The 13,202-nt window shown below is 46.2% G+C and carries 15 protein-coding genes; 5 read left to right on the forward strand and 10 right to left on the reverse strand.

Going from position 1 to position 13,202, the window contains the following annotated elements; all coding sequences use genetic code 11:
- Positions 1–9: 9 nt before the first annotated feature.
- Genes JCM12308_RS25160 through JCM12308_RS28025 form a run of 4 tightly spaced genes read right to left on the reverse strand, consistent with a single transcriptional unit; the run spans position 10 to position 1,818 of the window.
- Positions 10–327 (reverse strand): TrbC/VirB2 family protein, encoded by a 318-nt coding sequence (locus JCM12308_RS25160; protein ID WP_054785472.1) that lies wholly within the window; start codon positions 325–327, stop codon positions 10–12.
- A 7-nt stretch (positions 328–334) separates the two neighbouring features.
- On the reverse strand, positions 335–859 hold the full coding sequence (locus tag JCM12308_RS25165) for a hypothetical protein (protein ID WP_054785473.1): 525 nt from the start codon (positions 857–859) through the stop codon (positions 335–337).
- Positions 860–885: 26 nt separating this feature from the next.
- The gene (locus tag JCM12308_RS25170) at positions 886–1,602 is read right to left on the reverse strand and encodes a nucleotide-binding protein (protein ID WP_054785474.1); all 717 of its coding nucleotides are present in this window, start codon (positions 1,600–1,602) and stop codon (positions 886–888) included.
- A gap of 15 nt (positions 1,603–1,617) precedes the next feature.
- Positions 1,618–1,818 (reverse strand): hypothetical protein, encoded by a 201-nt coding sequence (locus JCM12308_RS28025; protein ID WP_128647489.1) that lies wholly within the window; start codon positions 1,816–1,818, stop codon positions 1,618–1,620.
- Between the two features lie 1,982 nt (positions 1,819–3,800).
- Here JCM12308_RS28025 and JCM12308_RS28030 point away from each other — a divergent pair.
- The gene (locus JCM12308_RS28030) at positions 3,801–4,280 is read left to right on the forward strand and encodes a family 16 glycosylhydrolase (protein ID WP_244272027.1); all 480 of its coding nucleotides are present in this window, start codon (positions 3,801–3,803) and stop codon (positions 4,278–4,280) included.
- A gap of 125 nt (positions 4,281–4,405) precedes the next feature.
- The gene (locus JCM12308_RS25185; RefSeq protein ID WP_164845363.1) at positions 4,406–6,244 is read left to right on the forward strand and encodes a hypothetical protein; all 1,839 of its coding nucleotides are present in this window, start codon (positions 4,406–4,408) and stop codon (positions 6,242–6,244) included.
- Between the two features lie 371 nt (positions 6,245–6,615).
- On the opposite strand, the gene JCM12308_RS25190 is transcribed toward JCM12308_RS25185, so the two are convergent.
- From JCM12308_RS25190 to JCM12308_RS25205, 4 genes are all read right to left on the reverse strand, one after another.
- Positions 6,616–7,155, reverse strand: coding sequence for a hypothetical protein (locus JCM12308_RS25190; protein ID WP_054785478.1), 540 nt, complete (start codon positions 7,153–7,155; stop codon positions 6,616–6,618).
- A 4-nt stretch (positions 7,156–7,159) separates the two neighbouring features.
- A complete protein-coding gene (locus JCM12308_RS25195; protein WP_128647491.1) occupies positions 7,160–7,678 on the reverse strand; it encodes a hypothetical protein in 519 nt (172 codons plus the stop codon).
- Positions 7,679–8,266: 588 nt separating this feature from the next.
- Positions 8,267–8,902 (reverse strand): hypothetical protein, encoded by a 636-nt coding sequence (locus JCM12308_RS25200; RefSeq protein ID WP_054785480.1) that lies wholly within the window; start codon positions 8,900–8,902, stop codon positions 8,267–8,269.
- A 14-nt stretch (positions 8,903–8,916) separates the two neighbouring features.
- Positions 8,917–9,927, reverse strand: a complete 1,011-nt coding sequence (locus tag JCM12308_RS25205) for an ImmA/IrrE family metallo-endopeptidase (RefSeq protein ID WP_054785481.1) — start codon at positions 9,925–9,927, stop codon at positions 8,917–8,919.
- Between the two features lie 287 nt (positions 9,928–10,214).
- Between JCM12308_RS25205 and JCM12308_RS25210 the strand changes: the two genes are divergently transcribed.
- The 3 genes from JCM12308_RS25210 to JCM12308_RS28035 are packed head-to-tail and all read left to right on the forward strand — an operon-like array spanning position 10,215 to position 11,353.
- On the forward strand, positions 10,215–10,418 hold the full coding sequence (locus tag JCM12308_RS25210) for a hypothetical protein (RefSeq protein WP_054785482.1): 204 nt from the start codon (positions 10,215–10,217) through the stop codon (positions 10,416–10,418).
- A gap of 21 nt (positions 10,419–10,439) precedes the next feature.
- Entirely contained in the window at positions 10,440–10,952 is a 513-nt protein-coding gene (locus JCM12308_RS25215; protein ID WP_054785483.1) for a hypothetical protein, read from the forward strand.
- 11 nt (positions 10,953–10,963) lie between these two features.
- A complete protein-coding gene (locus JCM12308_RS28035; protein WP_128647492.1) occupies positions 10,964–11,353 on the forward strand; it encodes a hypothetical protein in 390 nt (129 codons plus the stop codon).
- A 373-nt stretch (positions 11,354–11,726) separates the two neighbouring features.
- Here JCM12308_RS28035 and JCM12308_RS25220 read toward each other — a convergent pair whose 3' ends face one another.
- Both JCM12308_RS25220 and JCM12308_RS25225 read right to left on the reverse strand, forming a co-directional pair.
- On the reverse strand, positions 11,727–12,350 hold the full coding sequence (locus JCM12308_RS25220) for a hypothetical protein (protein ID WP_054785484.1): 624 nt from the start codon (positions 12,348–12,350) through the stop codon (positions 11,727–11,729).
- Positions 12,347–13,093, reverse strand: a complete 747-nt coding sequence (locus JCM12308_RS25225; protein ID WP_054785485.1) for a hypothetical protein — start codon at positions 13,091–13,093, stop codon at positions 12,347–12,349. The genes JCM12308_RS25220 and JCM12308_RS25225 overlap by 4 nt, the downstream gene beginning before the upstream one ends.
- Positions 13,094–13,202 lie beyond the last annotated feature (109 nt).

Here is a 13,202-nt window from a genome sequence, read left to right on the forward strand (position 1 = left end):
CCGCGCTCCTTAGGCTAGATCGACAAGGGCGCGGATAGCTGCCGGGGCGGCGACAATGATGATCGCCGCGATGACATAGTTGATCAATCTTTCCCACCGCATGTTGCCAAACATGGCCGAGTAAGCACCGAACGCCACAACACCAAGACCAACGACAACAGCACCGATCTGGACCATACCGCTTTCCAGGTAACCGAAGGTCGTGACAACTGGACTCGCCCACTCTGCGCCTGCATAGGCTATGGCTGGGTTCAGGAGCAAAACAGCAAGGAGAAAGAGTTTGACCTCACGGGTCAGGAATGACTTTGAGTCTCTAAAAGGAAGCATGACAAACCTATTTGATCATGATGAGATAGAAAGCCCCCACGGCAAGCCAGTTGAGGGCGGTTAGGAAAACAAAAGGCCACATGAGGCCTCTGACTTTGGATGTGAGCGTTCCCAGTTCTGAGGAGAATTGAGCCTGTTGCTTCAGCAGATTTTCAACGGAGCTGGCTTCTGCGTCCTGGCGCAGTTGCCCCAAGGTTGAGCTCAAGCCGGTAAGCTCGCCCTGCAAGCTTTCAGAAAGTGTCTTTGCCACCTCGGGCAGCAGAGCTTTAAGTTTCTCGCGCTCTGCCCCTTGCCGCGTATCGGTCTCCTGCAGGAGAACGGATAAATCGGCAACGAACACCTCAAACATGGAGTAGAGCAACCAGATTGGGTCATCAGATCCCGCTCCGCGTCCCCCATGTTTCTTGGCAAGGAGTGCCTGAACTTCGTCCAGAGTGGAGATCTGTAGATCCTTGGGAGCTGCTTCAGTCTCCTCCATGAAGTCGAAGTTTGGCTGGCTGTTGTCTTGAGCAGCTGAAGCATTGATCGTCATCACATCCTCGCTTCAGGCTTACAAGTTCATGGTTTCAAGCTGTGAAAACACATCGTTTTGAACCATCTTGAGACGTTGGCGAGACATAAGCCAAAGGCCTCGTCATTGATTGCTTCGCTGAAGGTCTTCCGTCTTTCGATCATTTGCTGAATGTCGAAGTTGAAAGAGCTTCCAGTGCGCTGCTTGAGCGTTGGCACCGCATAGATGCGTTCAATGTTATCCTTGAAGATTTTCAGCTCTTCGAAAGGTTTGTCGTTCTTTGCAGCAAGTCCGGAGTATTCATTCTTCCAAATGATGATCTTTTGCTTTGGGAATACTTTGAAGATCTTATCGACACAGGAAAGAGTAGCATCAATGGCCCCTCCCCCACTGACAACCGTATGAATGGCGACTTCACATTCGTTGTCCTGCAGCAGATCAAGAACACCGTTCTCATCCAGATACTTGAGCATTGGCAGGAAGGTTGTTGCACCCGTGTCGATTACGAAGTGCGAGTCTTCTTCAGCCTCCAAAATGCCTTCAATGATCTGGTCAAAGCTGCGGTGATCTATCTCACCGTTATCCATCATGCGGATAAGATTACAATTGAGAGCCTTGTAAGAATGCAAAGTAGGATTTACTGGATCTGTATCAATTGCAATCAGCTTTCTTTCTTTGTGTCTTAAGAACTCAGAAAGACAAAGAGAGACAAAACTCTTACCGGCCCCGCCTTTTCCTTGCAGGACTATATTTACGTACTTCATGATTACTCAGTTCAGTTAGTCGTAGTTGGGAATTTCGTCAGCCATTTGGAACCGGCCTTTACCTTCAGATTGAGATGTCAGAAGCGGTCCTGATGTTGGAGATACCCGCTGCTCCTGCCTACTTTGGTGCGTTGGCGCAGTTACACCTCCCAAAGTCAATTTGGGTCCATATTTCAGGGCCTTATCCGCATGCTTGTAGAAAGTTTTTTCCGCCATAGAGATCTTTCCTTCTTTAAGAAGGGCCTCGAAGATCCTACGTTTAGGTACACCTCGCCCGATCTCCGTCTCGACATGCACACGCACAAGTTGAAACTGAGTTCGAGCATCTCCCCATGGAAGTGCCATTACTCATTTACCCGCAAGTCACGCGGGTATCCCTGATGTTTAATATTTGGAAAAAGGATTTAGACACAGTTCGACTCATCGCATTCCATGCTGAAATGCGTTAAGTCTCACGCCGTTCAGGACGTGAGAGATGTCTACGACTAAAATTAGAAGTTGTAGTTTCTCCTATGCGAGTGCCAAGAATGCTTTGGTACTTGCAATGCCCCGGTGGTTATGAGCGCCAACTTAATAGCCGCCGGGGCACACAGCATTTGCTATGTCAACAAGTAAAACGTGCATAACTCATTACCCCAACTATTGCCAGCCTCATTTCGATCACAGTTCTAGGCCGAATTGAGTGTCGCCATAGCTCTAATTTACTTCAATTTTTATGTGCCAAGGGAAACTGCGGGTTTTCAGTATAATTTCTCTAAAACTGTAGATCAAAATTATCCACAACAAAGTATCGATGATTATCTCCGAGTTTTGCGTAGCAAAAAGACGTTGAGCACTTTGGTGCGAATAAGTGCAATTTTCCGATTTGATCCCAGAGCGGAGAATTCTCGCTAAGCGGCACCGCTTAGCCTATCTTGCCAACTTCCAGTCGGAGAAACTCAGAGAAACATTACATAAATCGTAGAAAGTTGGAGAATTTCGTAGAATGGGAATGAGGCTTCAAGAAACTCAGAGATGCTTGGAGAAACTCGGAGAACTGCAGTTATCAAAACTGATATTTGCAACAAAAAAACAAGTATGGACAACAGCGTCCATAGTGGACCCAACATTTAAAGCACGCAAAATATTGAACTAAGAACTTGACAACTTTTGGATCTCCAAATTGAAAATGAAGATTCGCAAAGTCCATTTCAGGTCACAGCAACTACTTATCCATGCAGCTAAGCGCTTTGCGACCTGCGAGTGTTCGACTTTGCAGACGGTTGGCAAAAGCAATGAGCGTAGCGCCAATACTGGAAGGTGGAGTGACATCAGCAAATCCCGCGCAGCCTGGAATCGTTGGAGCAAGCGCCAAATCACTCGCGGTCCGTGAAGCCGTGCTAATTGATTTTTTGGAAATCTCCGAGTAGTATACCGGAGTGGAAGGGAGCTAAGCCCCCTTCCGTTTCTGACTTACTTAAAAGAGACACGGAGACTCAGTAGCCAACTGTTCCGTGTCTTTTTTATTTTCAGCGTGACAGAAATGGGAAGTATACTCATTTCATCACTCTCCGGTTTAGAGGCAAGGCTGTTGCCGCAGTCGGGAAAGCCTATCTTACCCGATGCACTGGTTGGCTCAGCGCGGCTGCTTTTGCCCCTAAATCCCAATCATTTTATCAGATGCCCCCTCAAGTTGCTATGTGCAATGCACCCATGGGTAAGTTGGTTCTACTGCCTGCCTATAATTTGTCTTGGACAAGTTCATCAGAGACTTAGTTATTGGCTAACTGTGCTGCTTTACGTGGTCGTAACTCTGCCTAATAAGATCCAATGCAGCAGTCATAACCTCGCGCTACGATATCTTATCAATCAAACAGATAAGCCGAGGATATGACTATGGATGCCAGAAGTGACTTTCTTGAAACCATTGAGCCGGGCCTTGGACTATCAAGAAGTACGTTTTTACCGATGGTCCGGACGTAGATCGTTCTGAATGGACTAGCCCAGTGTACACCAAGCAACATAATGCTTCATTTCTTGGACGAACGGCGCTGAGGAATCCAAAAGACTTTCACGGCGAAGTCGGCTGCACGCCTGTCGTGAATGGATGTGCACAGCTCAGACTAAGCACATATGATCCACTCTCCCCTGACCATTCGGCGTTACTTGGTTCCCAGATCAGCACCAAAAGTAAATGGGGCTTGAGCAGCTGCGCAAAGGTGGCCTTCCATGCACGGGTTATATGCCCAACTTCGATGCCCAAAGGTGCTGTTGCCGCCTTGTTTGCTTACAACCTGCTCAATCAGAACACTGATCAGAGAGATGAAATAGATTTTGAGCTGATCTCAAAATACTGGAACAACCCTGCTCCTCAGATCAACACAAACGTTTTTTATGACAGCGCTCAAGGTGAAGCTGAGCAAAACACCATTGCCCAAGTATTCGGTAATCCTATCGATCTGATGATCATCTGGTCATCAAATGGCATCAAATGGCTTGTCAACGGGGTTACCGTCCGAAGTTCCTCACAAGCTCCTCAGTCCGACATGAGCCTTACTCTCAACTTCTGGGCTCCAAGTGCAACTGGCTGGACTTGGGCCTATGACGCTGACTTACAACCCTCAAACGCGCCAGGACAAGGATGGACCTTTCAAATTGCGTCTGCTGCAGTGTCTTACGTGCCCAAAGGAACTGAGTAAGGTAAACGCTTGGCGATTTATCTTTTGGGTTGAGCTCTCATTGGTCCTGAAAACATAGCCTTGTTTAGGCCAGCAGAAAACTGATGCAAAGTTCTCGTGTTCTCCAACGCGAAAGGAACCCGTTTATGGCACCTCCGAAAAAAGACAATGATCCAAACGGCAACAACAATAACGATCAAGTCCATAACGCTGACTATGCGGACTGGGAGTTCCAAATGGAGGAAGTGTTGCACCTCCCCCACGATGAGCAGCCTGGGAACAACCAGCTTTCCGTTGACTACTCCCCTCAAATCAAAGCGCTTCGTGACAAGTTCATGGCCTATGAGAAACGTAGAAACATCTTCAAAGATAGTGAGAAGCAAAAGGAGTTTGATGACGTTCTCAAACAAGCCAATGGTTTCTTAAATCATGCTGAAGAGCAAAACGCTGGACACAATGAAGTTGGAACCCAGAGCGCCTTGAACGGACTGAATCAGACCCTTGATAAAGTGAAAACTATCTACTCCTGCGGGGTTGAAACAGCCTGCAACCTTTTACATTGCAAAGAAGAGTTGGCAGAGCAAAGGGCACGCGCACAAGAACTTGAAAAAGTTGATCCTAAAAAGTTGAAAGGCTTGAAGAAGGATGAGCTCAAACTCCGAGGAGACGAGTTTGCACGACTAACCAAAACAATCAAAGAAAAAGGCGACGAATCCGAGCTCTTGCTAAGTGGCTTCAAAGTGAAGGAAGCCAGCAAAACACTGGAGCAGATGGCAGCATATATCGGTGCGCTAGAAGCCATCTTACTGTTAAAACCCACCGCAGAAATCGAAAAGAAGGACAAGAAAACAGTCCTCCGTGCTTACACAGGCAAACACTCCGTCGCCGATTCCAACAGTATTTATATGGACATATACAAGTTGGAAACAGAGAGGGATGAAGACCTGAAACAGAACCATCCAACAGCAATGCAAGCTGTGCATCTTCAGGAAATGAAAATCGAAACAGGGAAAAGATGCAAACATGTCAAAGAGATACCCGAGACAATACAGAGATTAGAAAAAAAGTTCGAAGGCATAGAGGACGTTCAAGGCAAAATTAATCAGTTAAAAAAGGAACTTAAGACAACTAAGTCCATAGAGATCTACGAAGAGCTAGATGATAGACTGAAAGACCTGCGGCTCCTGCGAGACTTGCCAGTACTTCAAAAGTGTCAAGAAGAACTGGCAAAGTTGGAAGAAGACAATGAAGACCTCAAAGAGAAGCTGGAGCTGATGCGAGAATGCCGAGACAACCATAAGCAACGCATAGAAGCTAAAAAGGTGAAACTGTCGAGCGACACACACCAGATCCAAAGGCATTCACGATTGCCCACTTTTGTAGGGTTCGACCGGCTTGATGCAGACGGGAATCCAATCTTAACAGAAGACTCCGGTTACACCTATCACGGTAACAAGATCCATTTGAGCATTCGGCAAGATCAAGTGGAGAAGGCCGGAGACATTCTAACCCCGCTTCTTCTCTCGCCCGACTGCCCCTTTCTTTCCTTCAAAGTTTCAAACCTGCAAGCAACGCAAACCGCACGACAGATCATTAGCAAACGACTGGATGACAGCCCCTCGGAAGAAAAAAGGAAGCAGCTGGAGATCGACAAAAAAGCGCAGCAACGAATTTCCGATGGTGCTCAAATCACGCTTTATCCCTACACCAAAGATGAAGACTTCACAGGCGGTGTGCAGGAATACAATTTCTTCATAAAACTACTGGAACAGGAACTGGAAGCAGCTGGTATTCAACCAGGCGATATCCCGAAGTCAGACGTGGGCCTAGAAGGTATGAAATTCGCCACATTCCGCCATGAAGATGGGTCACGTGGCGAGGAGTTTGGCGACAAACCGCTCGGCAAAGAAAATGACGATCTGTTGAAGAGTAAACCATTTTATAAAGCGCTGACGGGACAGGACAATCGCCAGCAGATCAACTAATTAATCTAAAACGCTCAGCCTCGTTACTAGCTTGAACTTCGTGCGATGCGGTTTCAGATCTGTCCAATTAGAGCTATTACCTAAATCCTGACGAAGGCTGGCTATAACAACTGTCTGCCTTTGTCCGTTGTGGGAGTTTAAGAAAGTCTCATACAGAAAATGGCATAGCGGACGAAGGGGTCACTCTGGCGTTTTTGTCAATGATTGTGTCAGCCTTCACAGATCCGGTGTCGTTTTTGAGGAGATTTTTCGGAAAATACGCAAGCGGCAAACCCATTGGAGAATGTATGCGCACTGCAGCGACTCACAGCGCATTAAGGACCACCAAACACGGTGCTACCATATAGGCGGAGGTGGACGCGCTGATAACTCTATTCTTCTACTTTCGGAAGTGTAATCACTTTCTTGCATTTGTCGCCAAAGAAGGCGAGTGAGTTCTTCACGGCTGTATCACTGCCCAGAACTTCCGCATTCGTGAATACCGACAAGCACACCTGTCGGCGTGACTCGCCTTTTTCATATCCACCTCTGTTTGAAGCGCCAAGTGCATATGAGAAGAAAAGGACTAGCACGAAAGAAATAACTATCGGATACATTTCGTCTCGCGGTGGCGTCTTAGCGACTCCAAGGAGATAGGCAGCGGCTACAGCAAGAAATGACAGGATGGCGGGCATCAAGTCTCCTACAACTCCCTCACGTGCATTTCCGCCGGAAAATCCGATTAGACCACCTAGAACTGCAACTCCAAATGTTGCGACTGCTAAGCGCACAAACGCTGACACTTCAAACCGATGAATTCGATAGGAAAGCAAGATAACTGCGCTGCAAATTACAAAGCAACCGACGAGTACACTTATCGATACGCGAAGGGCACTTTCAAAGTGCGCCCAATGAAAAATTAAATCATCCATAGCTTCACTTCGGTTTGACTGCGATAAAGTAAAAACGGTGTCCGGTAGGTAGCCATTGACCCAAATTGTGGTGGCTAACGACAGCCCCTGTCTTATTCACAAGGCTTTGCTTATCAAAGCCGTTCCCTTCCCGATAACTATTAGATTCCAAAAGGCGCAGCGACGGAAGATTGTCTATTTCACTTTGCAGAGGTGAGCTTAAGACATGATCAAGTACGGTAATGCTAGCTCCAGTTTCACCAATGCTGAACAGCACCGCCTGGCCGCCTTTCACCACTTGCCAGGTTGGATCACAATCCCACGTTGGGTCCCCATTCTCAGGACAATCAGGATCCTCATCATCTCCATATAAGCGGAGTAAGGGCAAAGAACCACTTTTATTGGCATTCATAGCCCAGTTACATAAGCCCTCGTAAGTGCTGCTTGCACCACTAAACAAGTTTAGAGGCTGCGGTTGATCACAAATTGCTAAAGCAGGACTTGAAAATAAAAAGACCAAAAGAAACCCTAGGTGTCTGATCACGGCGCTCTCCCGCATTCAAAATGTATTAAGGTAATACTAACTCCGAAAACTAAGGGTTAGAAGTGAAATTGTTCACCTTCATAGTTCTAGCCGCTATTGAGGCAAATGTAGGTGAAGCCCTAGATATCTCAAAACCTTATCTTTTGAAAAATTTAATTGATTCTGACGATAATAGTCAAATAGCAAGACTTCACAAACCTCGCGATCAAGATAAACACATGCGTTTTGACTACAACCTAACGTATGAAGAGATTTTTCCATGTGTTAGCGAACACCCGCTTTGGTCACGCTACTGCGAGGCCCCAAAATGCGAGTTGGGCCACAAGCGGTCATTCGAGTGTTTCCTTCTAAGGTTGTTATGGTCTTAAAATTTGGCGTTGCGGACGGACTAAGCCATGATCCAGAGCGTGCAGAATACGCAGTAAAACAGCTCGGAGCTGGAAGGAGCTAAAAGAAATGGAAGGGTCGAATCTATCAAAATCAGCCTATTTTTCGTGGCAGCAACGCTGGGATGCAGATAACCCAGCAACAGAAATCGATTGATATTGAAGCAACACAATGAAAGCCAATAAAGAAAAGCTAACAGAATTAAATTGCAGGAGCGATATCCTGCTGAGGAGGCTCTGGCAGATAGGATTGAAGCACTTTAATGAAATCTGCTTCTGAATTTGTTCCGCTAACAACCAATTTAAGAACTTTATCGCAACAAGATACTGGACTAACTTTTTTCACTACATACTCGTATCCATACTCACGCACTAGGGCTATCAGGCAAGCCTCAAAGCAAATAATCGAAGACTTGACCTCACACCATAGTTCAGGAACATCTTCACTGAGCGCCTTCAAAAAGCGCTTGTCGCCGGTGATCATACATCCCGCTTCTATTTTTTTCTGCAAGATTGTAACAAGCTGCGCCTCACCAACGTCAACAGATTCAACTTCTGTCAGTCTGAGAAACATCTCATCTGTATCAAGGTCTTCAGCAAGTTCATCAGGGATTTGCCCAACATTACTGATCGCATCCTGAACCCGTCCTATTGCGCTCGCAAGCGTCTCATCGTCCAAACCGCGCAAAAGTTTTCGCATGGACTTTTCGTTACTCTTTGCACTCCCGAGAGAGGCTAGTCGATAACATTCTTTAAGCCCAACCGCAGCTATAAAATCTGCCAACAAGTCACAACAGCACAACTTGAGAAAAACATCTTTATCAAAAAGGCCAATCACTTACATGTGCCCCATCAAAGAATATTTAAATTTTCTAGATATTCAAAACTGTCGGAGCTTAGCTCGTATAAGTCCATATAGTCATGAGCCACACTCTTACACACAACCCCAGTCTTACGATTGTATTTTTCAGGAAGCTGCGACAGAGCGCTATTCCCCAGCGCGAAAACCTTCTGGCCCTTTTTCTGTGTATGATTAGATGCGCTAAGGATCACATGTCCAGGGCTTACACTATTCTCTTTTGCGTATTTCACAGCCACATTTGCAAACGATCCAGCGTTCAACAATCGTTGAAGTCGTAGCTTTTTGCCTTCAGCCAAAAGATTAGTTGCAAATTTGTTTGCTTCCAGTTCCTGCTCATCATCGCGCTCATCTCGTATGATCGCTTCGTCAACAACCGCCTCACCCTCAGTCATAGGCAAATGACCTAGAGCAATGTGTCCTAATTCATGAGCAAGCGTAAAAAGGTGCCAATCTGAAGAATTGTTTTTCTTCGTCAAAATAATCACAGGCCGGCCTGCACAATATGACACCATTCCTTCCATCTTCTTCCCAGAAGACGGACTCTCTGGAAGATAAAGTACGGGTACGCCTATACTCCAGCAGTATTTGACCAAGGATTGAAAATCGATCCAGTTAAACTCTGAGTGCTCTGCCAAAACACACTTTCGGATCTCGGAAGGATCGCTAGGCATGCCTCGCCATTCACTATCTGTAGCTCTAGCTACAACCCTTGCAGTTGTGGTCGCAAATGCTCGAGCAGAAAGTACATCAGCCGGATCAGTACCCTTCGCCGTCTTGAAGCACACGGCTGGCAAATCTCTAAGTGTGAGCTTCCCGTCATTCCCGAACTTCAGTCCTAAGTGCTTGGCAACGAAGCTCCGCAACTCCAGCACCCCGGAATTTGTCGTAAAGGCTTCTTTATACCAATCTGGAAGCGTTTTCTTGACTTTAGACCACTCAAATCCTGCTTCACGCAACTCACGACTAAACGCACGCTGTTTGGATGCTACACTGACAGTCATGAGAACACCCTCCTAATAAGCTGCAAGAATCGAACTTTTAAATATTCTCTTACTTTTCAAAATTTGCTGTTAACATCAACTTGTCAAGTTCGCATAATGGGGGAAAAGATGAACATTTCCATCACAGAGCCCGCGGATCTACACCAACTTTCTTTTGTAGGAGGTTTTTTTAGGCGCGCTCAATTACACCTTCGATCCTGTCGCGGTTAAGCGACCTCACTTTCAACTGCAGACCATCTACGATTCCAACGCACAAGATATTGTAAAGCATCATGAGGAACACACGCATGTCTAGGAAATTTGTTGTTCTGGTTAAAGAGTTTGAAGATGGTCATCCGACGCTAATTGTTGAACCTCACGAAGATCTTGGGCTACCTGACGACAAGAGAGTTAGCATTCGATTTCCTAAAGGCACAACTTACGATCAAGCTCAGGACTTAGCCAGAATTTTAAACAAAACAGCCTCAAGTATTGAAGTCATAAATTGGTAAGTCCAATTAAGGAGAAATGTATTGAGAGCTGATGATCTGCTTAAGGTTTTGAAGGACGGGTTATGGCATACAACGTCAATGAAGCGCTTTTGGGCTATTATGGAGAAAAAGGCGATCCTTCCAGAGCCAGATATTCCTGACAGAGAAAGGTACAATACGGGTAATGGTAAGAAGAACTACCCGTTTGTTAGATCACTTGGAGGAATAAGTTTATTTGATTTCAGCGACTTCGATCCTGAAAAGTACTCTGAAAACTATCCTATGTCTAGTTGGTATAATTTTGTTCCTTATCCGAGATCCCGCAATTTGGCAGTCTGGATTGAAATCAATCGGCAGCATGCGTCACCAAATCTGATTTCAACAACAGAATTGATGGACCGATGGAATAATGAAAAAGCATACGGACACAACGTAATGCCACACATTGAGGCCGGGCACATAGGACCGATCTCGATTGATGCGTTCAAAAGAGCGTTTTCAGTTTCACCGGATGGCATCCAAGAGTTAAAATTGCCTCCTGATGGGGCCAACTAAGGAGAAGCAGCATGGAGCAATGCAATAAATGTGGTGGTTTGTACTCAGTTTCACGCATTGGACCAGTTGTCCCCGGGGGCAAAGAGCGTGAGGAAGTAAATTGCCCGCACTGTGATGATTTAAAGTTTTCGGAAATGACCAGTCAATGCTTTCTTGTTTGCAAAGCAACCGATGAAGAAGTGAGTAGCTGGGCTGAAATGAAACAGAGTTCAGGAAAACCAATGTTACGAGTGGTTGTTTTTGGCGATTTGAGTTCTGATAGAGCATCTGAACAATACCCTACAATCACAATTTGCCCTGAATGCTTCGAGGCAAATGAGCATGCCGAAGATGATCCTATTGTCTCCGTAGATGGAGTAGGTCAAGGCGCTTGCGAATGGTGTGGGGCTGGACCAACTTAGGTCTATAAAAGGAGGCCTTGTTTACTTCCTCCATTTTGAGCCTTGAGACACTCACTTAAAGTTGAAACCTTGCCCTAGCTGAGAATGCGTCGAACACCTGCGAATGCCCGCTATTGGTCATCAGCAACCTGCCAGTGAATAGGGCCAATTGCGGCCGTTGGAGCATTTCCAGCAAGGGTTGAACTAGTCCCACTAAGAAGCTTCTTCAGTAGCCCCTGCAAACGATCTGCAATTACTTAAACGGCCCAAAGCGGCATTTCAAACAACCCTCGACATAATGCGACGAGGCTCACCATAGCTGCCATTCGCTGCAGGTGCACAGAGCCTATTGGATAGCGCGATATTTGAGCGCAATGTCCTATAGCCAAATATTTTATTCGGTCGGAAAAGAGGGCTTCGATATCACTTCTGTATATGAATTCAGGACTCGGAAGGGTGCACCTCTCCAAACTAGATCGTCACCCTTCTGTCGAAAGTGGGTCGCTGCGGGTATAAGGTCCTCATCTGGCCATGGGATTAGAGCATTCGGGTTGTGATAAATTTCGAGCTCATCAGCCCAGTTTTCGCAGTATTCCCCATTCTCAATGTTCACATTGAATGGGATACCTTCCAATGCGCCTGGCTCAGGATTGGAAAGCGTGCCGATTCTTCTCACAGTCATTGTTGGGTTTCCAAAGCCGGCAAGTGTTCCCATTCGAGTGAATTTTGCTTTCGTTCCTGCGTTTGAGAAAATCACGGCTGACACATTCTCTGCCCCTGGCTGAGCGAAGAAGTTCGTTGGTATAGATTTTTTCCCTTTGACATGAGATTGAAGCGGTTTTGGCATCGCGACGAACCGCCCATCAGATCCCAGAACTTTTTCAGCACTGGTTCCATACAGATAAATTGAAAGCGCTGTGTGAGACCAAATCATAGACCCTGGCGCATGAAAATCGGCTACCGCAATAGCAAAAGGACGACCTTTCACATTCTCCAATTCCCAGTATGACTTCTTCATCTTTGAGTAGAGCGGGGATCCGAAAATAATCGGCATATCGTTTTCGATGAATTTCCAAAAATCATCTGTCGCGGCGTTGGACCGGCCATCAAGTCCACTGCTTGATTGCTACCAGCGTTTGCAGTGACCGCCTCGACGAACATTTTCTGTCCGTTCAATTCCAACGTAAAGTCAGGGACTGCGCTAGTTTGATCAATTTTCATATCCAAGGCATGGAATACGCGAAACAAGTATAACTCCCAAAGGCGCGCGTCCGTTCCTGCTGTTTGAAATTCCCGTACGAAATTGCCATCACCGTCGACAAACCAATTTGCGATCTCTTGCAATTGCTTCCTTGCTGCTTGTGAGTGCATAGTATCTCGAATGTTGACAAAAACAGGATTCAACGTTCCGTTGTGATTGGTTGTAAAGAGATCGACGCCCGGCTTACCCTCACCTGTTGGGCAAACCAGCTCAGTGGTTCTCTCTTCAATTTCTTTAAGTTTTTGACAAATCGACGCCTCTCCCTCCCGTAACGTACGAAACGGGACTAATGGGCCGTGGGGAGCAAATCTGTGCTGGTCGTTTCGCAGGCACAGAACCCCTAGATAGCTATCAGCTTTTTCCACATAGTAAAGCGCCGCAAGAGCTTCTGAGTCGTGCGTCGACCAATACGCAACCGCGTTCCAGTTCTCTTGATCACCTGAGCCACTAAAACCAAAGGTGAACTCATCAAATCTTGCTTTTCTAATACGCGTGGGCATTGAAACCTCTCTGATAAGTACTCGTCACATCACATTTGGTAAAACCGGACCTCATTGATCATTGTGATAGTCGCAATACTCTTTTTAATGCAGGCATCGATTGCAGTTC

This window comes from Pseudovibrio denitrificans JCM 12308 (assembly GCF_001310815.1).
Lineage (GTDB): Bacteria > Pseudomonadota > Alphaproteobacteria > Rhizobiales > Stappiaceae > Pseudovibrio > Pseudovibrio denitrificans.